Source organism: Rhodococcus sp. KRD162 (assembly GCF_017168335.1).
In the GTDB taxonomy this organism is placed as follows: Bacteria; Actinomycetota; Actinomycetes; order Mycobacteriales; family Mycobacteriaceae; genus Rhodococcoides.
In genome coordinates this window covers 11,513-34,576 of sequence record NZ_JABFAU010000012.1, presented here as the reverse complement: position 1 = coordinate 34,576, position 23,064 = coordinate 11,513, and the positions used below count along the sequence as shown (strand labels likewise).

Sequence of the window (23,064 nt, the reverse complement as noted above, 5' to 3'; positions counted from 1 at the left end):
CGCCCCGCGAGATGGTGCCGGTGTTCATCGCCGCACCCAACCCGGCCATCACCCCGCATCCGAGCAGCCCGACCACCGCCGGATCGGACTGCGGATCGACCTTCGTGCACTGGCCCTCGTGCACCAATGTCTTGTCCGCGAACGCGCCGATACCCAACGCAGGCGAGAGCTCGGTCCCGTCCGCGAGGGTCATCTTCTTCGACGCATTGTGCGTATCGAAGCAGTACCACGGCCTGCCCTTCCGGCAGGCCCGGCACTCCCCGCACACCGCCCGCCAGTTCAGCACCACCACATCACCGACCGCCACATGCGTGACCGCCGCACCGACCGACTCGACCGTGCCCGCCGCCTCATGCCCGAGCAGAAACGGGAACTCGTCGTTGATCCCACCCTCGCGATAATGCAGATCCGTATGACACACCCCGCACGCCGCAACCGCGACCACCACATCGTTCGGACCCGGATCCGGGATCGTAATCGTCTCGATCGACACGGGCTCGCCCTTGCTCTTGGCAACGACTGCCCGGACTTGCTGCGACATGGTGAGTACTCCTTGGGGTAGGGGAGGTCGCCGTCGACGAGACAGCTGACCGAATTGGAATCAACGTAATATATCAATTACCGAACAGTAGTGAATGTTAAATGCTGATATCCAAATATGTCCGATTTGCGGACATCGAACAGCTACTGCCCAGTTCAGGGCTATTGATCGCCGATGATGCTCCAGTCTGATTATTTCGAACCGGCTGGTCATCTCTTGACACATCCCCTCGGTCGGCTCACTCTTGTCCGAGTCGAACTGCCACAGTTGCGCATAGAGCAATGCGTCGCGCAAATCATTTTTCGACCATCCACGCTGCGTACACGGGCGACACACCTATTCGGCGAGAGCCGGAGGGAGAACGATGTGACAACGAACAGCAAACCCCGAGCCGACAAACCCCGGCTCGGCATGAAGCCGACCGCGACACCCGACAAACCTGACCGCCACGATTACGGTCCGCTCGAGGTCTACCACCCCGGTGACGGGGCCAAGCCGCGCACCGACAAGGTGGTGGTCGGCATCACCGCGGTCATCGTGATCGCAATCCTTGCCTGGGGCATTCTCGGTACCGAGAACATGAAAACCGTCAATGCGTCCGTACTCGACTGGGTCGTGACCAACATCGGCTGGCTGTTCATCTTCTCGGCCACTGCATTCGTCATCTTCGCGCTGTGGCTGGCGCTGAGCCGGTACGGCAAGATTCCACTCGGTCAGGACGGCGAGAAGCCGGAATTCAACACCGTCAGCTGGATCGCGATGATGTTCAGCGCCGGCATGGGAATCGGCCTGATCTTCTGGGGAGTGGCCGAGCCGCTCACCCACTTCGTCACCCCGCCGCCTGGAATCACCGATTCGACTGTGGGAACAGCTCTTTCGACGGCGATCTTCCACTGGGGGCTGCACCCCTGGTCGATGTACGCGGTGGTCGGGTTGTCCATCGCCTACGGTACGTATCGAATGGGCCGCAAGCAGCTGATCAGCGCCTCCTTCATTCCGCTGATCGGCCGACGCGCCGAAGGGCCCATCGGCAAGGTCATCGACATCCTGGCGATCTTCGCCACCATGTTCGGCACCGCGGCCTCTCTCGGTCTCGGAGCGCTCCAGATCGGTTCGGGCATAGAGGTTCTGGGCTGGGTGAATCAGGCAGGAACGCTACTCCTGGTCGCCGTCGTGGCCATCCTGACTCTGGCGTTCGTAGCCTCGGCAGTGTCCGGAGTATCCAAGGGAATTCAGTGGCTCTCGAACATCAACATGGTGCTCGCCCTCGTGCTCGCCCTCTTCGTGTTCGTTGCCGGGCCCACGGTGTTGATACTGAACCTGCTGCCCACCACTCTCGGTGACTATGCCGCGCACATCGCGGGCATGTCGGCGCGTTCGGCGGCATCGGGCGGTCCCGAGACGGAGTCGTGGCTTTCGTCCTGGACGATCTTCTACTGGGCCTGGTGGATCTCGTGGACCCCCTTCGTCGGAATGTTCCTCGCTCGCATCAGCCGCGGCCGCACCATCCGTCAGTTCGTCATCGGTGTCATCCTCGTCCCGACGTCGGTGAGCCTGGTGTGGTTCTCGATCTTCGGCGGTGCAGCAATTGGCGAGCAGCAGAAGGGTACCGAGGATTTGGTGGCTCTCGGTAAGCCGGAATCACAGTTGTTCGCGGTGCTGGACCAGTTCCCGTGGGCCGGGGTCTCCTCGGTACTGGTGATGGTGCTGGTCGGAATCTTCTTCGTCAGTGGGGCCGATGCCGCCTCCATCGTGATGGGCACCTTGTCGCAACGAGGAACCCTCGATCCTTCGAGGGGTGTGGTGGCTTTCTGGGGCGTGGTCACCGGTGGCGTCGCGATCCTCATGTTGTGGACCGGAGGGTCCGATGCCCTCAACGGGTTGCAGACCATGACGATCATCGTGGCCGCACCCTTCGTGCTGGTGATGATCGGTACGTGTGTCTCGCTGTACAAGGACGTGACCAGCGATCCGTTCATCGTCAAGAGTCCGGTGAAAGTCAAGTCCGACAAGTGAATCGAGCCGACGGTGCGGGACGCGCGCAGATGCGTCCCGCACCGTCGGTTGTGAGGGGTTGACCGCAACCACCTGTGGCCATACTCTTGATATATCAATCTATGGTTAGTTGTCGTGCAGGCCGACAGTCATCGCGGCCGAGCTCCATCTCTCCACCCCGATACGGAAGGACCATCATGGGTTCACCGAGAGTTGTCATCATCGGCGCCGGCATCGTCGGCACCAACGTGGCCGACGAGCTCACCGCACGCGGCTGGGATCGCATCACCGTGCTCGATCAAGGGCCACTCCCGCTCACGGGTGGATCCACATCGCACGCACCGGGGCTCGTATTCCAGACCAACGCGTCCAAGACGATGACCGAACTCGCCCGGTACACGGTCGAGAAGTTCATGGGCCTCGAGGTAGATGGTCAGTGGTGCTTCAACCAGCTGGGCGGCCTCGAAGTGGCAACCACCGAGGAGCGGTTGGCCGACCTGCATCGCAAGCAGGGATGGGCCACCTCCTGGGGCATCGAAGGATCGGTCATCGACCCGTCCGAATGCGCCAAACTGCACCCCCTGCTGGACCGTTCGCGCGTTCTCGGTGGCCTGTACGTCGAGACCGACGGCCTGGCCAAGGCCTCCCGCGCCGTCGTGGCACTGACCCGACGCGCCGAATCGCGTGGTGCTGTCTTCCGGGGTTCGACCAAGGTCATCGGTATCGAGCAGGTCGGCGGGCGAGTCACCGGCGTCGCAACCGACCAGGGCGTGATCGAGGCCGACATCGTGGTCTCCTGCGCCGGCTTCTGGGGCCCGGACGTGGGCGAGCTGGTCGGCATGAAGGTGCCGCTACTGCCCCTGGCGCACCAGTACGCCAAGACCGGCCAGATTCCGGAACTGGTGGGACGCAACACCGAAGCTGCCGAGGCGGGCCTGCCCATCCTCCGTCACCAAGATCAGGATCTGTACTTCCGCGAACACGTCGATCGTCTCGGAATCGGCACCTACGCCCACCGTCCGATGCCCGTCGACACCGCGTCCTTGCCCGGCGGCGACGGTGTGTCCGACGAGGCGATGCCATCGATGCTCGACTTCACGCAGCAGGATTTCGCACCGTCCTGGGAGCAGTCCAAGCTGCTGCTGCCGTGTCTCGAGACGGCCGAGATCGACCACGGCTTCAACGGAGTGTTCTCGTTCACCCCGGACGGTGGGCCGCTGCTCGGTGAGTCCCCGGACGTCAAGGGGTTCTGGATCGCGGAGGCCGTGTGGGTCACCCATTCGGCAGGTGTCGGCAGGGCAATCGCTCAGTTGTTGGTCGACGGGCGCTCCGAAGTGGAACTGCACGGGTGCGACGTCAACCGATTCGAAGACTTCCAGCTCGATCCCTCCTACGTCAGCGAAACCTCGCAGCAGAACTTCGTCGAGATCTACGACGTGATGCATCCCTTGCAGCCGCGGTTGTCCCCCCGCGATGTTCGAGTCAGTCCCTTCCATGCGCGCCAGCAGCAGCTCGGTGCGATGTTCCTCGAAGGTGGCGGCTGGGAACGCCCGCACTGGTACGAGGCCAATGCCGACCTGGTGCAGCAGCTCCCAGCCGAATGGCAGCCGCCCAAGCGGGACGAGTGGGCATCGATGTTCCACTCACCCATCGCTGCGGCCGAGGCGTGGAAGACCCGAACGTCCGTCGCCATGTACGACATGACCCCGCTCAAGCGTCTTCGCGTACGCGGCTCGGGAGCGCTTGCGTTCCTGGAAGGATTGACGACCGGCAAGATGGACAAGACGGTCGGGGCCGTCACGTATGCGCTGGCTCTCGACGAGAACGGCGGCGTCCGAAGCGACCTCACCGTTGCGCGGTTGTCCGCAGACGAATTTCAGGTCGGTGCCAACGGCAACCTCGACTTCGACTACCTTCGCCGCGAAGCACCCAGCGACGGCAGCGTCACCGTCGACGACATCACCGGCTCCACATGCTGCATCGGGCTGTGGGGTCCACATGCCCGCGACGTCGTGGAGAAGCTGACCCAGGACGACTTCTCCAACGAGAACTTCAAGTACTTCCGTTGCAAGCAGGTTCGCATCGGTGGAGTGCCCGTCACCGCGATGCGGCTGTCGTACGTGGGCGAGCTCGGTTGGGAGCTGTACACCACAGCAGACTACGGCCAGCGACTGTGGGACATGTTGTGGCAGAGCGGCTCCGAGTACGGCATCATCGCCGGCGGGCGCGCGGCGTTCAACAGCCTGCGCATGGAGAAGGGCTACCGGTCCTGGGGTTCGGACATGACCACCGAACACAACCCCTACGAAGCCGGACTCGGCTTCGCGGTGCGCCCGCAGAAGGGCGAGTTCCGTGGCCGCGACGCAGTCCTCGAGATCTCCGACGACACCGTCTCGAAGAAGTTGGTCTGCCTGAAGATCGACGACGGTACCTCGGTGGTCCTCGGCCATGAGCCGGTCTTGGTGGACGGCGAGCCGGCCGGCTACGTCACCAGCGCGGCGTTCGGACACACCGTCGGCGCCCCCATCGCCTATGCCTGGGTCCCGGCCAGTAGCGCAGAACCCGGTGCCGCAGTTCAGATTCAGTACTTCGACCGACTCGTGTCCGCCACCGTCGTGGCCGAGCCGCTCGTCGATCCCGAAATGGCCAAAATCCGTAGCTGACGACCCACCAGTACCAGGAGATTCGATGACCGAGAACTTCACCCTCACGCTCAGCTGCGGCCAGCGGCCGGGCATCGTCCGGGCCGTCAGTGCATTCCTCTTCGACAACGACTGCGACATCGCCGAACATCAACAGTTCGACGATTCCACGGACGGCTCGTTCTTCCTTCGAACGTCGTTCGTGGCCAGCGGCACCACCGACATCGACAAGCTGACCGACAGTTTCCGGGAGGTGGCCGACAGATTCGCCATGACGTACACCTTCAACGGGTGCAGTCAGCCCCGAGTGCTCGTCATGGTCTCCAAGATGGGGCACTGCCTCAACGACCTCATCTTCCGGTGGCGCTCGCAGAACCTCGGCGGGGAGCTGGTGGCCGTGGTGAGCAACCACGAGGTACTGCGGCCGATGGCCGAGGCTGCGGGGCTGCCGTTCGTCCACGTTCCCGTCACCCCCGGTACCAAGGCCGAGGCCGAGCAGCGCCTGCTCGATCTCGTCGACGAGTACGCGGTGGACCTGGTGGTGCTGGCGCGGTACATGCAGGTGCTCTCCGACGAGACGTGCCGAGCGCTGCACGGCAGGGCGATCAACATCCACCACTCGTTCCTGCCCGGCTTCAAGGGCGCGAAGCCGTACCACCAGGCGTTCGATCGGGGCGTCAAGCAGGTCGGTGCGACGGCGCACTATGTCACCCCCGATCTGGACGAGGGTCCGATCATCGAACAGCAGGTCATTCGTATCGACCACACGCACGACCCGTCTCGTCTGGCCACCGTCGGACAGGACGCGGAAGCGCTGGCACTGTCGCGGGCGGTCCGCTGGCACTGCGAGAACCGCGTTCTGCTGCACGGACACCGGACAGTGATCTTCAGCTGAGCCGCGCACACGACCAGGGCCCGTACCGAATCGGTACGGGCCCTGGTTGTCTGTGCGGTGGGGAAATGGGAGAACCTCACACCTTTTCTGCAGAGTGCGCGCGGGTTCTAGTCTCCGAGAATCGGCGCGCACCCCCGAAAAAGGGTGTGAGGTTCTGCCTCTAGCACTCCACGAAGTTGACCGGCACGTTGATGGCCAGACCGCCGCTGGAGGTCTCCTTGTACTTCGAGTGCATATCGGCACCGGTCGATCGCATGGTCTCGATCACCTGATCCAGGCTGACACGATGGGTGCCGTTGCCGCGCAACGCCATACGCGCTGCATTGATGGCCTTCCCTGCCGAGATGGCATTGCGCTCGATACACGGAATCTGCACCAAGCCGCCGATCGGGTCGCACGTGAGGCCGAGGCTGTGCTCCATCGCGATCTCGGCGGCGTTCTCCACCTGCTCCGGTGTGCCGCCCAGTACTTCGGCCAGACCGGCCGCGGCCATCGATGCTGCCGAACCGACCTCGCCCTGGCAGCCCACCTCGGCACCGGAGATCGAGGCCATCTCCTTGTACAGCGACCCGATCGCCCCGGCGGTGAGCAGAAAACGCACCGTGCTGCCGTCGGGGTCGGCGATGCCGGCTGGGGTGTACCGCGTGGCGTAATGGAGCACCGCCGGGATGATGCCCGCAGCACCGTTGGTGGGTGCGGTCACGATTCTTCCGCCCGACGCATTCTCCTCGTTGACTGCGAGAGCGACGAGATTGACCCAGTCCTCGGCGAATTCGCTCGACCGGTGCGGATCCTCGGCTTCGAGGCGCAGGAACCAGTCTCGTGCTCGGCGGCGCACGCCGAGCGCACCCGGAAGGTGGCCGTCGCGAGAGATACCACGAACCTCGCACTCGACCATCACGTCGCGGATGTGCAGCAAGCCGTCCCGGATCTCGTCGAGCGTGCGGCGTTCGAGTTCCACCTCGGTCATGACCTCACTGATGCTGCAGCGCCGTCGTTCGCAGAGCTGCAGTAGCTCCTTGGCCGACGCGAAACCGTTCGGGGTGGCGAGCGGCGTCACCGCCTCCACGCTTTCGGCCTCGGTGACCACGAAACCGCCACCCACCGAGAAGTACGTCTCGGTGTGCAATTCGGTCGAGTCCGCTGCGCGAGCAGTGAGTCTCATTCCGTTGGGGTGGAACGGCAACACCGTCAACGGCCGGAGCACGATGTCGTCCACAGCCAGGTCGATTTCGCGAACGCCGCCGAACAGGATTCGTCCGGTCGCCGCCATCGATTGCTGCCGCTGCTCCATGTACTCGGTCGAGATGGTCTCGGGAACAAGGCCTTCCAGTCCGAGCAGGACTGCCGTCATGGTGCCGTGTCCAGCGCCGGTGGCCGCCAGTGAGCCGTACAGGTCCACCGCCACTTCCCGGACGTCTTCGAATGCGGAGATGGTACGTAGGTCGTCGACGAATCGAGCGGCCGCACGCATCGGCCCGACCGTGTGCGAACTCGAGGGGCCGACTCCCACGGAGAAGAGGTCGAACACACTGATAGTCATGAATCGCCTCGAACGTCGTGGGTGGTCTGGGGTGTGAGTACGGCGAACAGCCAGCCGTCTCCGAGCGGGTCGGTGGCGATGATCGAGGGGTCCTCTCGCACTGCAGGATTGACGATCGTCACCATGCCGCCCGCCGGGGCGTACACCGTCACCGGCCCAGCGGAGGTAGCGATGGTGCCGCAGGCTTGTCCCGCAGTGACCACGGTGCGCACCGGCGGTAGGTCGACTCCGAGAATGTCCGCAGAACCCTCGAGTGCAGCAGGCGTGACCCCCACTCGGCTCGGGGTCTGGGCGGGTGAACCGAACGGGTCGACGGCCATCCAACCATGACCCGCGTCGAAGAGTCGATGGGCAGAAGTGAGGGATGCAGTCATGAGGTGGCCTCGGCATTCATCATGGGTTGACCTACGGGTGGCGGACAAAGGGAAGATGCTGCACGAATGGATGGGCCGGCGTCGTCCGCAGATCGCACTGCCCGAACCACGGCCAGCGCATCGATGGTGGCGGCGACATCGTGGACCCGGAGGAGCGAGGCCCCGTTCTGGGCCGCGAGGATCGCGGCAGCGAGTGACCCGGCCAGTCGGCCGTCGACATCGCGGCCGGTGACGGCACCGATCATTCCCTTCCGCGATACCCCCGCCATGATCGGTCTACCGGCCGAGCTGAGCACCCGAAGCCCCTGGAACAGTTGCAGATTGTGCTCGAGGGTCTTACCGAACCCGAAGCCTGGATCGACCAGAATACGGTAGGCCGGGATGCCGGCCCGAGTGCACTCGGCAGCCCGCTCGTCGAGAAACGCGCATACCTCCGCCGTGACGTCGACGTAGCGAGGAGCGCATTGCATCGTCGACGGCTCGCCTTGCATGTGCGTCAGGCACACCGCGGCGTCCAAGTCGGCCGCAGCGGCGAGCGCACCGGGAACTCGAAGAGCGCGAACGTCGTTGATCACGCTCGCGCCCACACCCACCGCCTCGCGCATCACCTCCGGGCGCGAGGTATCGACCGACAGTGGTACCACCGTGAGTCCGGACAATGCCTCGATCACCGGAACGACGCGTTCGATTTCCTCCCGGACGGTGGGCGGTGTGGCGCCGGGCCGAGTCGATTCACCGCCGATGTCGAGCAGTTCCGCCCCGTCCTCGACCATCGACAGTGCATGCGCCACAGCATGATCGGTGTCCAGAAACCGCCCCCCGTCCGAGAACGAATCGGGGGTGACGTTGACGATCCCGCAGACGACGGGGTGTGCGGTCGTCAGCCGGGTCAGTAGCCGATCACGGGCATCGGCTGCCCGTGTCACTGTGGAGACGGTCGTGAGCACTGCGATCACCTGTTTCTCTCGCGCGGGGTCCAGCAGAGCGGGTCAGTCGAGGTCGGTGTATTCCTCGGATGCGTCGATCAGCCAGGCGGCGAGATACCGCGCGAACGACGACCGTACGAGGATGCGGTAGTCCGTTCCCGTGTCGTCGCAGGCGATGAGGATCATGCCTGCCATCGCGAGCATCGTCTGAACCGTCGAACCTGCCGGAAAGGCGCGGGGGTGCAAGTCGATCGAGCAGCCCTTGGCCAACACGTCGCGGGCACGGCGACCGCTCAGCCGCAGACTCGTTCGCTGAGCGGATACATCGGTTGCCGCACCACCGTGCTCTCGAACCGCCGAGCCGAGACGGTGTTCGAGTTCGACGGAATCGACGCCGGCTCCGATCACCAGCCACTCCTCGGGACCGAGCCAGATGGCTGTGGTGTTCGTTCCCTCGGCCACCCGTCCTGGGCCGGGAAGGTCGGTGCCGAGCTCGGCCGCGGCGGCCGCTCCGCCCGGCCCGTTCGGGTCGACCCATAGATCGACTCCGGCCAGGAACGGCTCCTCCACGATGCGTATCGAGGGATTGTCGGACAGAACTGTCTCTGCGAGTGGACTTCTGGAGGCGAGACGATCAGCCATCACGGCGATTTCCTTCCGGGTCGACGAGTACGGAGCCGGTGACTTCCACGGCGATCAAGGTGTCACCCACAGGGACGTGCAGGATGTCGCCGAGTCGATCACGACCGGCTTCGAGGAGGGCCAACCCGAACGGCCTGCCCAGTTCGGCACTGGCGTAGCTCGACGTGACGTGGCCGAGCATCGGGACCGGAAGCTCTGGCAGGACTCCGCTGTCGGAATGTTCGATGATCTGCGAGCCCTCGGGAAGCACGGTCTCGCGGTCGACCGGAAGGAGTCCGACGAACTGTTTGCGCAGCGGGTTCCGGTTCTCGGCACGATCGAACGAGCGCTTTCCGATGAAGTCGAGCTTCTTCTTCGATACTGCCCAGCTCATCCCGAGATCCTGCGGGGTGACGGTGCCATCGGTGTCCTGGCCGACGATCGGGTATCCCTTCTCGGCGCGCAGAACGTGCATGGTTTCGGTGCCGTACGGGGTGATCCCGTACTTCTCGCCTGCGGCGATCAATCTCGACCACAGCGCGTGGGCGTGCCAGGAATCGATGTTCACCTCGAAGGCGAGCTCACCGGAGAAGCTGATCCGCGCCACCCGGGCGGGAATGCCGTCGATCGACGCGTTCCGCCATGCCATGAACGGGAACGCCTCGTTGGACACGTCCAGTTCGGGAAAGACCTCGCCGACCAGGTCACGGGAACGCGGACCCACCACGGGGAACGTGGCCCATTGTTCGGTCACCGACGTCAATCGAACTGCCAGGTGCGGCCATTCGGTCTGCAGCCATTCCTCCATCCAGTCCAGCATGGCGGCAGCGCCGCCGGTGGTGGTGAACACCTGGAAGCGGTCGTCCGCCAAGCGCATGACGGTACCGTCGTCGATGACCATGCCGTCGGTACCGCACATCACGCCGTACCGAACCATGCCGACTTTCAACGTGCTCATCATGTTCGTGTAGAACATGTCCAGCACCACGCCCGCATCCGGCCCCTGGACGTCGATCTTGCCGAGAGTGGAACCGTCGAGCATGCCGACGGCCGATCGCACGGCCGCGCATTCACGCAGTACTGCGTCGTGCATGTCCTCGCCCGGAAGTGGGTAGTACCTGGGCCGTTTCCACTGGCCGACATCCTCGAAGACGGCGCCGCGTTCGACGTGCCAATCATGAACTGCAGTAACCCGTTCCGGGTCGAAGGCCATGCCGCGGTTGCGGCCGGCCAGTGCCGCGAACGCCACCGGGGTGTACGGCGGCCGGAACGTGGTGGTGCCGAGGTTCTCGACTGGCTTGTCGAGCAGTTCCGCCACGATGCCCGAGGACACCACGCCGGAGGTCTTGCCCTGGTCGTGCGCCGTGCCGATCGTGGTGTACCGCTTGATGTGTTCCATCGAGGACATGCCTGCACCGACCGCGCGGACCAGATCGGCGACGGTGGCGTCACGCTGCACGTCGACGAATTGGCTGTCGGCACCGGCATCGTCGCGTACCCGCCACAGCACCAGTGATTCGCTGCTCGGAACGGAATCGACTACAGGTACCGAGCTTTCGGGGGTGTCGAAACCGAGGCGAGTCAGTACAGCTGCGGTGGCCGCGCCGCCATCGCGCAGACATCCGTCCAGATCGAACACTCCCGATGCCGATCCTGCGACACTGATTCCCTCGACGTCGTCTGCAGGCACGAATGCGCCGAGTCCGCCGTCGTAGCGGAGCTTTCCGCGGGCCTGACTGAACAGATGCACGGCAGGGTTCCAGCCGCCGCTGACCAGAAGGACATCGCAGCCGACCGTGTCGGTCGTGCCGTCGGCACCGGTGACCAGCGCGTGGGTGACGCGGGTGTCGCCGCGGGTGCCGGAAACGACACTGCCCGTGCGTACCTCGATGCCGCGATCGCGGCACAGGCCGAGCCAGTGTTCGGGTGCAGTTGCGCGGGCATCGACGATGCTTGCGATGCGGACCCCTGCGTCGTGCAGATCGACGGCAGCCCGGTAGGCGCTGTCGTTGGTGGTGAAGACGACGGACTCGGTGCCGACGGTGACGCCGTAGCGATGCAGGAACGTACGGGCGCTGTGCGCCAACATGATTCCGGGCCGGTCGTTGTCGGTGAAGACGACCGGGCGCTCGTGTGCGCCGGTGGCCACCAGGATGTGCCGCGAGCGGATACGCCAGACGCGCTGACGGCTGAGTGCAGCCGGTGCTTCCAACCCGAGATGATCGGTGCGGCGTTCGAGTGCGAGCACGAAGCCGTCGTCATAGGAACCGAAAGCCGTGGTGCGCTGCAGCAGTGTGACATCGGGGAAGCTCGACAGCTCGGTGATCGTGTCGGCAACCCACTCCAGCGCCGGACGACCGTCGATCTGATCATCGGAGCCGAGCAGCGAACCGCCGAACTCGCTCTGGTCGTCGACGAGGATCACTCGCGCGCCACTTCGTGCTGCGAGCAGTGCCGCCGTCAGGCCCGACGGTCCCGCGCCGACGACCAACAGGTCGGTGTGTGCGTGCATGGCGTCGTACTTGGCCGAGTCGGAGATCTCGGCGAGACGGCCCTGCCCGGGGATGCCGCGGGCAACCAGCCCGTCGTACAGCTCGATCGTGGTCGCGAGCAGCATGGGCTCGGGGAACGGCTCCTCGATCTGTACGAGTCCACCGGTGTCCTCTGCCCAGGCGGCGGTGAATCCGCGGGGTCTGCCGAGCTTGATGCTGGTGGTGACCTGATGAATGCCGTTGGCGAGCAACGCCGAGGCCAACGTATCGCCCGGGTGTCCCTGTAGGGCAGCGCCGCCGAAGGTGAAGTCGAGGGTGCTCGTGCGGTCGATGCGGCCGCCGGAGGTGGTGCGGAATGCGGTCATGGGTTCACCGGCTTCGGGTCGTCGAGGCGATAGACACTGTGGATTCGGTAGGTGGCGGTGTCGCGTACGGCGTTGAACCAACGCCGGCAGCCTGCGCTGTGACTCCACCGTTCGGCGAAGAGCCCCTTGGGGTTGTCGCGGAAGAACACGAAGTGCGCCCACTGTTCGTCGGTGAGGGCCGATGGTTCCTCGGGGTAAGCGATGTGCGCCTGCCCGCCGTAGTGGAACTCGGTTTCTTCTCGACTCCCGCACCACGGGCATTCGATCAATTGCATTGCCACTCCAAGATTCTCGTTCGGGTGATGCGTGTGCCGGGACGGCGAGGTGTCAGTGCGCCACGCCGGCTGCGCCGTGCTCGTCCACCAGTGCGCCGGTGACGAATCGGTCCAGGCTGAACGGTGCGATGTAGTCGTGTACCTCGTCGTTGGCGATGGTGTCGGCCAGGCACCATCCGGCACCGGGGGTGGCCTTGAATCCACCTGTTCCCCAACCGCAATTGAGGAACACGTTGTCGAACGGTGTGCGTCCGACGATGGGGGAGGCGTCGGGGCACACGTCCACGATGCCGGCCCAGGTACGCAGCAGATGCGCGCGAGCGAAGACGGGGAACAGCTCCACCGCGGCGGCCATCTGTCGTTCGATGATGTGGAAAGCGCCGCGTTGGCCGTAGCCGTTGTACGAATCGACGCCGGCACCCATCACCAGTTCTCCCTTGTGCGCCTGGGAGACGTACACGTGCACGGCGTTCGACATCACGACCGTGGGGTGCACCGGTTCGAGCAACTCCGAGACGAGGGCCTGGAGGGGGTGACTCTGCAGAGGAGTCTTGATGCCCAACATGTCGGTCAGTGTCGAGGTGTGTCCGGCCGCGCACAGTGCGACCTGGCCGGTGGCGATGTCGCCGCGTGTGGTCTTGACCCCGGTGACGCGATTGCCGTCGGTGGTGAACCCGGTGACCTCGCAGTTCTGGATGATGTCGATACCGGCTGCGTCGGCGCGTCGGGCAAATCCCCAGGCGACGTAGTCGTGCTTGGCGATGCCGGCGCGCGGCTGATACGTGGCACCGAGTACCGGGTAGCGAATGTCGCTGGAGATGTTGACGATCGGGCACAGCTTCTTGACCTCGTCGGGGTCGACCCATTGGGCGTCGATGCCGTTGAGGCGATTGGCCTCGACGCGTCGCACGCTGTCTCGTACGTCCTGCAGGCTGTGCGCGAGGTTGAGCACGCCGCGCTGGCTGAACAGGATGGGGTAGTCGAGGTCGTCGGCGAGTCCTTCCCACAGCTTGAGGGAGTGCTCGTAGATGCGTGCGCTCTCGTCCCACAGGTAGTTCGAGCGGATGAGGGTGGTGTTGCGCGCCATGTTGCCACCGGCGAGCCAGCCCTTCTCCAGCACAGCGACATTGGTGATGCCGTGGTTCTTGGCGAGGTAGTGCGCGGTGGCCAGGCCGTGTCCGCCGCCGCCGATGATCACGACGTCGTACGACTTCTTCGGCTCGGGGTTACGCCAGAGGAAGTCGGGATGATCGGGTAGATGTGCGCCCGGTGGGCGTGCGGGGGCGGTCATCGGTAGCCTTCCGTCAGATCGGGGTAGAGGGGGAACTGCGCGGCGACGAACTCGACCCTGGTCCGCAGGGCATCGAGTCCGCGGTCATCGGTGTCGGGACGCAACGCCTGCGCGATGACGTCGGCGACCTCGGCGAACGCCGTGGCGTCGAGGCCTCGGGTCGCGAGAGCCGGGGTACCGATACGGACCCCCGAGCTCACCATGGGCGGCCGTGGATCGAACGGAACTGCATTGCGGTTCACGGTGATTCCGACGTGGTGCAGTCTGTCCTCGGCCTGCTTGCCGTCCAGTTCTGACTTGCGCAGGTCCACCAGTACGAGGTGGACGTCGGTGCCGCCCGACACCACGTCGATGCCAGCCGCTGCTGCGTCATCGGTGAGCAGTCGATCGGCCAGGATCTTCGCACCCTCGAGCGTGCGCTGCTGGCGCTCCCGAAAGTCCTCTTCGGCAGCGAGTTTGAACGAGACCGCCTTGCCTGCGATGACGTGTTCGAGGGGGCCGCCTTGCTGGCCCGGAAACACGGAGGAATTGAACTTCTTCGCCAGTGCGGCGTCGTTGGTGATGATCACGCCGCCGCGAGGGCCACCGAGCGTCTTGTGTGTCGTCGAGGTGACCACGTGTGCGTGCGGTACCGGTGATGGGTGCAGTCCGGCGGCGACCAGTCCGGCGAAGTGCGCCATGTCCACCATCAGGTATGCGCCGACTTCGTCTGCGATACGGCGGAATTCGGCGAAGTCGAGGTGGCGCGGATAGGCCGACCAGCCGGCCATGATCAGCTTCGGGCGGTGCTCGCGCGCGAGGCACTCCACTTCCTCCATGTCGACGCGATGGTCGTGTTCTCCGACGTGGTAGGCCGAGACGTCGTAGAGCTTGCCCGAGAAGTTGAGTTTCATACCGTGGGTGAGGTGCCCGCCGTGGGCCAGAGCGAGGCCCAGGATCGAATCGCCCGGTTGCAGGAGTGCCGCCATCGCAGCGGCATTGGCCTGCGCACCGGAGTGCGGCTGCACGTTGGCGAACTGCGATCCGAACAGCGTGTTGAGCCGGTCGATGGCGAGTTGTTCGATGACGTCGACGTTCTCGCAGCCGCCGTAGTAGCGGCGGCCGGGGTAGCCCTCGGCGTACTTGTTCGTCAGCACCGAACCCTGTGCCTGCATCACCGCCAGCGGGGCGAAGTTCTCGCTCGCGATCATCTCGAGGGTGTTCTGCTGACGTCCGAGCTCGGCACTGATCGCGCGGTGCACCTCGGGGTCGAGATCGGCGAGTACTCGGTTCGTCACGCCTGCCGGGTGCGTTGCCGTCGCCGTCGGTGCGAAGTCCTGCGTCAAGATGGCCGCCCTTCTGGAAGATCAATGGTCTGTAACTGATATATCAAGATGCCAATAGAGTAAGATCACAACGCAGAGCCGTCAAGGGCAGGCATCGACCGGGAGTGAGTTGAGAAGATGACAATCGGGATTACACCGGAGATCGATGCAGGGACGTCCGTCGGAACCAACGCCGATCGCGCCTATGAAATCGTCCGTGAGCAGCTGATCATGCTCGAGATCCGGCCAGGGGAGCCGATCAACGACGATCGTTTGGCCGAGCAGTTGGGGCTCGGACGCACGCCGATTCGAGAAGGTCTCAAACGACTCGAGCGCGAGCGGCTCGTCGTCGCGTACCCCCGGCGTGGAACGTTCGCCACTGCCGTCGATATGACAGATCTGGCGAACATCTCGGAAATCCGCAAGCAACTGGAACCCGCGGCCTCCGCCCGTGCCGCGCGCACGGCCCGGCCAGCGGCGCGAGATCGGCTCTCGGAGCTCGCGACGTCCATCGCAAGCATCGACGACACCGATGACCCGCGCGAGGTGCTACGCAAAGACGTTGCGGTACATAGGGAAATTTATCGAGCGTCGGGAAATCCCCACCTCGAGGACATTCTCGTCAGCCTCGATGCGCATGCCACACGGATCTGGTGCCTGTTCCTCGACCGGCTGCCGAACGTCGCAGGCCATGTTCGTGAACACGTCGCGTTGCTGCAGGCCATCATCGACGGCGACGCCGACACCGCAGCCGAGCTGACCCTCGAGCATGTTACCGGGTTCGAGAACGCCATCAGGGAACTGCTGTAGGGGCGGCAGATATTCGTGCCGCCGCGCCGCGTAGCGCAGTCGAGATGGCGTACATGGCCGGGGTGTACTGACGCCGCGCACGCGAGGCGATGTAGATGACTCGGGTCGAATCACACCGAAGGGCTCGATCGAGAACTTCGCCGACCATCAACAGTCATGGCTGCTCAGGGGCGTCGTCGAAGGATTCGCGGATGCGTTCGCGATACAGGCAGGTAACGAATCTGCCGCACAGGTGGACAGGCAAGCCCCGGTAAAGAAGGGTTAAAGGTTGGCGACGGCACGCCCCAACGACCGCGCAAGAACCGAATCCGACGAACCGTGCCGTCGAGGATGGTGACGGCAACCGTGGACACACTTGCTCGCAAACTGGGCCTCAGAACCGACAATCACATCTTCTTCGTTTCGGCCGGGCTCACGATCGCGCTACTGGTTCTGTTCCTCGTCTTCCAGGACTGGGTGGGGAACGCGTTCGGTGTCGGTAGGGAATGGATCGTCACCAATCTCGGGTGGTTGTTCATCATCGGCGTCACATTGTGGTTGGTGTTCCTGATCTGGGTCGCCATCAGCAAGTACGGCCGCCTGCGTCTGGGCGAGGACGACGACAGACCTGCGTACTCGAACCTGTCCTGGTTCGCCATGCTGTTCGCGGGCGGCATCGGCACGGTCCTGATGTTCTGGGGCGTGGCAGAACCGATTTCGCATTTCTCGGCGCCGCCGTTCGACGGTGTCGAGCCCTACAGCGTCGAAGCGTCGCAGGATGCGATGAGCATTTCCCTCTATCATCTGAGCCTGCACACCTGGGCGATCTTCACCCTGCCCGGGTTGGCGTTCGGCTTCTTCATCTACCGGTACAAGCTGCCGATGCGCGTGTCCTCGGTGTTCTATCCGATTCTGAAGGAACGTATTTCAGGTCCGATCGGAAAGACGATCGATGTATTCGCAGTGTTGGGCACGATCTTCGGCTTGGCTGTGTCGCTGGGGCTCGGCACCTCCCAGATCAATGCGGGATTGAGCGCGCTCGTCGGACTTCCCGATACGGTGTGGGCGAAGGTACTGATCATCGGACTGCTCACCGTGGTTGCAACGGTCTCGATCGCCGTTGGCTTGGACAAGGGTGTTCGTCGACTGTCGAACGTGAACATCCTCGTGGCAGTCGGTTTGATGATCTTCGTTCTGATCGTCTCGGACACCGTGTTTCTGCTGCGGCAGATTTTCGAGAGCTTCGGAAACTATGCACAGGAAATCGTTCCGTTGTCGTTCTGGAACGACGCCATGGCCGAGTTCACCTCTGACGGCGGGTGGGGATGGCAGGGCGGTTGGACCGTCTTCTACTGGGCGTGGACGGTGACGTGGGCCCCGTTCATGGGCGTCTTCCTTGCCCGCATTTCTCGAGGTCGAACGATTCGGCAGTTCGTCATCGGCGTCCTGGCTGCGCCCTCGTTGTTCACCCTGGTGTGGTTCGTCGTGTTCGGTTGGTCTGCAATGAGAATCGACGGGATCGGTGGCACCGGCGGATCGATCTCGGACGCGGTCGCCGAGAGCGTTCCGTTGGCGATGTTCACGTTCTTCGACAACTTCCCGGCCGCGACCCTGATTCAGGGGATCGCGGTGGTCGTCGTGGCGCTGTTCTTCGCTACGTCCTCGGACTCGGCATCACTGGTGATCGACATGTTGTGTTCCGGTGACGGGGAGGCCGGTCCGGTACGGCAGCGCGTGTTCTGGGGCATTACCGAAGGTGCCGTGGCGGCCACCCTGATCGTGCTCGGCGGTGAGGCAGGACTGCAAGCGCTACAACAGGTCATCACCGTGATCGGGCTACCGATCTTCCTCATGGTGTCGGTGATGATCATCGCTCTGGTGATGGGATTGCGAGCCGAGCGGGTCAAGGTGCAACCGCTCACGCGGGAAGAATTCCGCGAACACAACGGCGAGTCGATCACTACCGAGTCGGAGAAGGTGCGCTCGTCGAGTCTCGCCAGAGATTCGGACGAGTAGCCATGGAACAGGTGGAGCGAATCAGGACTCGGCGCGTCGAAGGGCGTCGACCAGTGGGATCAGATCCGGCTCGGTCGACGCCTCGTCGAGTGCCTCGCTCAGAGCGGCGTCGTTCGTCGGTCGCGCCTCCTCGAGCAGCGCAAGCCCTTCCTCGCTGACGTCGGTGTAGATGCCTCGCCGATCGGTGGGGCACAGGTACCGGGTGAGCAGTCCACGGTCTTCGAGTCGGGTGACCAGCCGCGTCGTCGCGCTCTGGCTCAGGACCACGGCGTCGGCCACCTGTTTCATCTGAAGATGCCCGCCCTCCCCGTCGTGTTGCCTGCCCAGGACGTCGAGCAGCCAGTACTCACGTGCACTGAGGTTGTGGTCGGCCTGCAGAGCGCGCTCGATCCGACCCTCGATGCGGCCGTGCAGCACCGCCAGTGCCAGCCAGTTCTGCGCCAATGCAGTCATGGCGGGGTCGTGTGCCGACATGGCCTTTACCTCTCGATATCGTCAGTGGTGACCACCCACCGTACCGCGCCTGCCCTTAGTCAGCGTGTGCAACTAGGCCGGTCGGCGGGCAACGATCCGTCGAGCGTGGGCGAGGACCGGAGCGTCGACCATCTGTCCACGGAAGGTGAAGACGCCACGATTGTGGGCGACGGCGTCGAGTACCGCCGTTGCCCACTCGAGGTCCTCGCCGCTCGGGGCGTACGCGTCACGGATGACCGGGATGTGGCTCGGGTGGATGGACACCTTACCGTCGAAGCCGACGGCCACCGCGTCCTCGGCTTCGGTGCGCACCCCGTCGAGATCGGGGATGTCGAGGAATACCGAATCCAGCGCGAACAGACCGCGTGCTTTGGCTGCGAGCAGCGTTTGTGACCGAACATGCTGCGCCACAGCGCGGTACTCGCCACCGGCATGCCTGCTCGAATTACCGCCCATGGCAGCAACGAGGTCCTCGGCACCCCACATGGCACCGATGGCGTTGTCGGCGGCGAGTGCCTCGAACACCGTCATCGCCCCGAGCGGGGACTCGATCAGAGCGACGACGTTCCATCGGACCAGAGCGGTAATCTGTTCGGCCGATTCGCATTTGGGCAGCATGACGGTCGTGTACTCGGTCTGCTCCAGCGCCTCGAGGTCTGCCACCTGGTCGTCGGTGCCGTGCGCATTGACCCGAACGATGGTGCGCGACGGATCCAGCCGGGTAGCGATCACGGACTCGCGGGCCGCAGCCTTGTCCGCGGCACCCACGGCATCTTCGAGGTCGAGGATGACCACATCTGCTCGGGCTGCGGCCTTCTCGTACCGCTCGGGACGATCGGCCGGGCAGAACAGCCACGCCGGTCCCGGCGGAACCCAATTCACGACGCCTCCTCCGGGGGTTGCATCCGGACGAGCGTCTTGCGGACGGCGATGGCGACGACGTCGCCGTGCTGGTTCCGTCCGGTATGGGTGAACGTGACAATGCCTTCGCCGGGCCGCGATTTCGACTCGCGCTTGTCCGAGATCACCGTTTCCGCGTACAGCGTGTCGCCGTGGAACAGCGGCTTGGGGAACGACACCTCGGAGAAGCCGAGATTGGCGACGATGGTGCCCTGGGTCAACTGCGTCACCGACAGCCCGACGAGCGTGGAGACCGTGAACATGGAATTGACCAGTCGCTGACCGAAAGGCGTTGTCTCGCTGTATGCCGCGTCGAGGTGAAGGGCCTGAGTGTTCATCGTCTGGGTGGTGAACAGGGTGTTGTCGGCCTCGGTGATGGTGCGCCCGGGGCGGTGCTCGTACACCGTGCCGAGTTCCATCTCCTCGAACCACAGGCCGCGTTGGCGAATTCGTTTGTCGCTCATAGTCCCAGGCTCCTCGCGATCAGCATCAGCTGAACCTCGGTGGTGCCCTCGCCGATCTCGAGGATCTTGCTGTCTCGGTAGTGCCGGGCGACGACGTAGTCGTTCATGAACCCGTATCCACCGTGGATCTGCGTGGCATCGCGCGCGTTGTCCATCGCCGCCTCGGAGGCGATGAGCTTGGCGATCGAGGCTGCCTTCTTGAACGGTTTGCCCGCCAACATCAGTGCCGCCGCGTCGTAGTAGGCGGTTCGAGCAGTGTGTGCGCGGGCTTCCATGCGGGCGATCTTGAACGCGATGGCCTGATTGCGGGCAATCGGGGCACCGAAGGCCTCGCGCTCCTTGGCGTACTTCACGCTTTCGTCGACGCAGCCCTGCGCGGCCCCGACCGACACGGCAGCGATCGCGATCCGGCCCTCGTCGAGGATGTGCAGGAAGTTCGCGTACCCGCGGCCCTGCTCTCCGAGCAAATTCTCCTGTGGCACGCGTACATCGGTGAAGCTGAGTGGGTGGGTATCGGATGCGTTCCAGCCGACCTTGTTGTACGCCGGTTCCGCGACGAAGCCAGGGGTGTTCGTGGGAACGAGAATCGACGAGATCTGCTTGCGTCCGGTCGCTTCGTCGACGCCTGTCACCGCGGTGACGGTGACGAGTTCGGTGATATCGGTGCCGGAGTTGGTGATGAACTGTTTGCTGCCGTTGATGATCCAGTCGCCGCCGTCGCGCGTAGCGGTAGTTTTCGTGCCACCCGCATCGCTACCGGCACCGGGCTCGGTCAGGCCGAACGCGGCCAGGGCCTTACCCGCCGTCAGCTTGGGCAGCCACTGCTGCTTCTGGGCGTCGTTGCCGAAGCGGTACACCGGCATGGCTCCGAGGGAGACGCCGGCTTCGAGCGTCATCGCGACGCTCTGGTCGACTTTGCCGAGCTCCTCGAGCGCCAGGCACAGCGCGAAGTAGTCGCCTCCCATGCCGCCGTACTCCTCGGGGAACGGCAGACCGAACAGGCCCATCTCGGCCATCCCCTTCACGACCTCGTACGGAAAGGAATGTTCGGCATCGTGTTTCGCCGAGACCGGTGCGACGACCGTGCGAGTGAAATCGGCCACGGACTCGACCAGCTGCTGGTACTCGTCGGGCAGATTCGCAGATGACAGATGATCGGTCATGAGTGATCCTGTTCGGTATCGGTGGGAACGATTCGGGCGAGGACCTGGTCGACGCGGACCTGATCCCCCACTGCGACACTCAGTTCGACGGTGCCGTCGATCGGGGTGGTCAAGGTGTGTTCCATCTTCATCGCCTCGACGACGACGATGGCCGTGCCTGCGGTGACGGCGCTACCTGTGGTGGCTCCGATCGCGATGATCGAACCCGGCATCGGCGAGACTATTTCGGCGTCACCGGAGTGCGCGTCGTCCTCGCGGACACCGGCTTCGGCGATCCGATCGATACGCCAGGTGCCCTCGGCGCTGGAAACCCAGGTGGCCGAGCCGCTCCGGGCGAAGGTCATCGCCTCGCGTCGATCGTCGAGCACCAGATCCACCGAGTCTTCGGTGGCCACGGCTCGGAGCGTGCGCGGCGTCCCATCGTCGACGACGACGGTGGCCGCATCGAGGCGGCCGGTGATGGCCACGTGGGCCGTCCGGCCTCCGGAGGCGAGGCGACGCTGGAACGGGGCGTGCGTTCCCACTCGCCAGCCCGAGGGTGCGCTCCAAATATCTTGTCCCGCCGCCTGCCATGCGTCGAGCCAGGCAATGGCCGTCGCGGCGACGAGCATCTCGTCGCTCGCCTCGGCGGCTTCGAAGTCCTCGACGCGGCGGTCGAGCAGGCCGGTGTCGAGTTTGCCGGCACGAACGTCGTTGTCGGCGAGCAGGAAGCGAGCGAATTCGATGTTGGTGACGACCCCGAGCACCGCGGTGTCGGCCAGCGCCCGATCGAGGCTGCGCAGTGCGGTCGCGCGATCGGGTCCGTGCGCGATCACCTTGGCGAGCATCGGGTCGTAGTTGCTGCCCACCTCGCTTCCGACGGCCAGTCCGGAATCGACGCGGATGCCGGTGCCGGTGGGTTCCCGAAGCCCCACGACGGTGCCGCCGGTAGGGAGAAAGCCGCGGCCGGGATCCTCGGCGTAGATCCGCGCCTCGATGGCGTGACCGGTGAGGGTGATGTCGTCCTGGGTGATCGTCAACATCTCGCCTGCTGCCACCCGGACCTGCCATTCGACGAGGTCGAGTCCGGTGACCATCTCGGTCACCGGATGCTCGACCTGCAGGCGAGTGTTCATCTCCATGAAGAAGAATTCATCGGGTTGATCGGCCGAGACGATGAATTCGACTGTGCCCGCACCGGAGTAGTCCACGCTTCTAGCGGTGTCACAGGCGGCTTCGCCGATGCGTGCCCGCGTCTGCGCATCGAGCAGCGGCGACGGTGCTTCTTCGATGACCTTCTGATGCCGCCGCTGCAGACTGCATTCACGCTCGCCCAGGTGGATGACATTGCCGTGCCCGTCGGCGAGGATCTGAACCTCGATGTGACGGGGTCGCAACACGAATCGTTCCAGGAACAGAGTGTCGTCGCCGAACGACGACGCAGCTTCCCGGCGGGCGCTGGTCAGTGCCGCGGGAAGATCCTCGGAACGTTCGACCAACCGCATCCCTTTACCGCCGCCGCCAGCAGACGGTTTGACCAGTACGGGGAATCCGACTTCCGGTGCGCCGGCGATCAAGTCGTCGTCGGAGAGTCCCGGTCTGGAAATTCCGGGTACGACGGGGACGCCGAACGCGCTGACGGCGGCTTTGGCGGCGATCTTGTCGCCCATCACCTCGATGGCCTTGGCCGGCGGGCCGAGGAATGCGATTCCCGCCGCAGCGCAGGCTGTTGCGAACTCGGCGTTCTCGGACAGGAATCCATAACCGGGATGAACGGCCTGTGCTCCGGTGGCTTTCGCGGCGGCGATCACCTTGCCGATGTCGAGGTAGCTCTCGAGAGCATTGGCAGGTCCGAGCCGCACTGCGGTGTCGGCTTCTCGCACGTGCCTGGCGTCGACATCCGCGTCGCTGTAGACGGCGACGGTACGAATTCCCATGCGACGCAACGTTCGTGTCACGCGCACGGCGATCTCTCCGCGGTTGGCGATCAGAATGGTGTCGATCATCGTGGTCGT

19 protein-coding genes are annotated in these 23,064 nt (G+C 64.5%); 5 read left to right on the top strand and 14 right to left on the bottom strand.

Features of this window, described 5'->3' with window-relative positions; genetic code table 11:
- Positions 1–541, bottom strand: a 541-nt coding sequence (locus J1M87_RS17070) for an alcohol dehydrogenase catalytic domain-containing protein (protein WP_206490700.1), incomplete at its 3' end; no start/stop codon positions are given.
- Positions 542–952: 411 nt separating this feature from the next.
- On the opposite strand from J1M87_RS17070, the gene J1M87_RS17065 reads away from it, so the two are divergent.
- From J1M87_RS17065 to purU, 3 genes are all read left to right on the top strand, one after another.
- Positions 953–2,557: a BCCT family transporter gene (locus tag J1M87_RS17065; protein WP_206490705.1), complete on the top strand. Its 1,605-nt coding sequence runs from the start codon at positions 953–955 to the stop codon at positions 2,555–2,557.
- 176 nt (positions 2,558–2,733) lie between these two features.
- A complete protein-coding gene (locus tag J1M87_RS17060) occupies positions 2,734–5,199 on the top strand; it encodes an FAD-dependent oxidoreductase (protein WP_206490699.1) in 2,466 nt (821 codons plus the stop codon).
- 25 nt (positions 5,200–5,224) lie between these two features.
- Positions 5,225–6,073: a formyltetrahydrofolate deformylase gene (purU, locus tag J1M87_RS17055; RefSeq protein WP_206490698.1), complete on the top strand. Its 849-nt coding sequence runs from the start codon at positions 5,225–5,227 to the stop codon at positions 6,071–6,073.
- 160 nt (positions 6,074–6,233) lie between these two features.
- Here purU and J1M87_RS17050 read toward each other — a convergent pair whose 3' ends face one another.
- The 8 genes from J1M87_RS17050 to glyA all read right to left on the bottom strand — a co-directional run bounded on the left by J1M87_RS17050 (position 6,234) and on the right by glyA (position 15,237).
- Positions 6,234–7,616, bottom strand: coding sequence for an L-serine ammonia-lyase (locus tag J1M87_RS17050; protein ID WP_206490697.1), 1,383 nt, complete (start codon positions 7,614–7,616; stop codon positions 6,234–6,236).
- Positions 7,613–7,990 (bottom strand): glycine cleavage system protein H, encoded by a 378-nt coding sequence (locus J1M87_RS17045; RefSeq protein WP_206490696.1) that lies wholly within the window; start codon positions 7,988–7,990, stop codon positions 7,613–7,615. The genes J1M87_RS17050 and J1M87_RS17045 overlap by 4 nt, the downstream gene beginning before the upstream one ends.
- Positions 7,987–8,916: a dihydropteroate synthase gene (gene folP, locus J1M87_RS17040; protein ID WP_206490695.1), complete on the bottom strand. Its 930-nt coding sequence runs from the start codon at positions 8,914–8,916 to the stop codon at positions 7,987–7,989. The genes J1M87_RS17045 and folP overlap by 4 nt, the downstream gene beginning before the upstream one ends.
- Before the next feature lie 63 nt (positions 8,917–8,979).
- A complete protein-coding gene (locus J1M87_RS17035) occupies positions 8,980–9,558 on the bottom strand; it encodes a sarcosine oxidase subunit gamma (RefSeq protein WP_206490694.1) in 579 nt (192 codons plus the stop codon).
- Complete coding sequence (locus J1M87_RS17030) at positions 9,551–12,394, bottom strand: 2Fe-2S iron-sulfur cluster-binding protein (RefSeq protein ID WP_206490693.1); 2,844 nt, start codon at positions 12,392–12,394, stop codon at positions 9,551–9,553. Before J1M87_RS17030 ends, J1M87_RS17035 begins: the two co-directional genes overlap by 8 nt.
- Complete coding sequence (locus J1M87_RS17025; RefSeq protein WP_032377699.1) at positions 12,391–12,669, bottom strand: sarcosine oxidase subunit delta; 279 nt, start codon at positions 12,667–12,669, stop codon at positions 12,391–12,393. Before J1M87_RS17025 ends, J1M87_RS17030 begins: the two co-directional genes overlap by 4 nt.
- A 52-nt stretch (positions 12,670–12,721) precedes the next feature.
- Entirely contained in the window at positions 12,722–13,960 is a 1,239-nt protein-coding gene (locus J1M87_RS17020) for a sarcosine oxidase subunit beta family protein (RefSeq protein WP_206490692.1), read from the bottom strand.
- Complete coding sequence (gene glyA, locus J1M87_RS17015) at positions 13,957–15,237, bottom strand: serine hydroxymethyltransferase (protein WP_206490704.1); 1,281 nt, start codon at positions 15,235–15,237, stop codon at positions 13,957–13,959. Before glyA ends, J1M87_RS17020 begins: the two co-directional genes overlap by 4 nt.
- 165 nt (positions 15,238–15,402) lie before the next feature.
- On the opposite strand from glyA, the gene J1M87_RS17010 reads away from it, so the two are divergent.
- Positions 15,403–16,074: a GntR family transcriptional regulator gene (locus J1M87_RS17010; RefSeq protein ID WP_206490691.1), complete on the top strand. Its 672-nt coding sequence runs from the start codon at positions 15,403–15,405 to the stop codon at positions 16,072–16,074.
- Between the two features lie 345 nt (positions 16,075–16,419).
- A complete protein-coding gene (locus tag J1M87_RS17005) occupies positions 16,420–18,069 on the top strand; it encodes a BCCT family transporter (protein ID WP_307830841.1) in 1,650 nt (549 codons plus the stop codon).
- Positions 18,070–18,090: 21 nt separating this feature from the next.
- On the opposite strand, the gene J1M87_RS17000 is transcribed toward J1M87_RS17005, so the two are convergent.
- The 5 genes from J1M87_RS17000 to J1M87_RS16980 all read right to left on the bottom strand — a co-directional run bounded on the left by J1M87_RS17000 (position 18,091) and on the right by J1M87_RS16980 (position 23,055).
- A complete protein-coding gene (locus J1M87_RS17000; protein ID WP_206490689.1) occupies positions 18,091–18,543 on the bottom strand; it encodes a MarR family winged helix-turn-helix transcriptional regulator in 453 nt (150 codons plus the stop codon).
- A 72-nt stretch (positions 18,544–18,615) separates the two neighbouring features.
- Positions 18,616–19,425: a CoA ester lyase gene (locus J1M87_RS16995; protein ID WP_206490688.1), complete on the bottom strand. Its 810-nt coding sequence runs from the start codon at positions 19,423–19,425 to the stop codon at positions 18,616–18,618.
- Entirely contained in the window at positions 19,422–19,907 is a 486-nt protein-coding gene (locus tag J1M87_RS16990; protein ID WP_037187309.1) for a MaoC family dehydratase, read from the bottom strand. Before J1M87_RS16990 ends, J1M87_RS16995 begins: the two co-directional genes overlap by 4 nt.
- Positions 19,904–21,070: an acyl-CoA dehydrogenase family protein gene (locus tag J1M87_RS16985; protein ID WP_206490687.1), complete on the bottom strand. Its 1,167-nt coding sequence runs from the start codon at positions 21,068–21,070 to the stop codon at positions 19,904–19,906. Before J1M87_RS16985 ends, J1M87_RS16990 begins: the two co-directional genes overlap by 4 nt.
- Positions 21,067–23,055: an acetyl/propionyl/methylcrotonyl-CoA carboxylase subunit alpha gene (locus tag J1M87_RS16980; RefSeq protein ID WP_206490686.1), complete on the bottom strand. Its 1,989-nt coding sequence runs from the start codon at positions 23,053–23,055 to the stop codon at positions 21,067–21,069. The genes J1M87_RS16985 and J1M87_RS16980 overlap by 4 nt, the downstream gene beginning before the upstream one ends.
- Positions 23,056–23,064 lie beyond the last annotated feature (9 nt).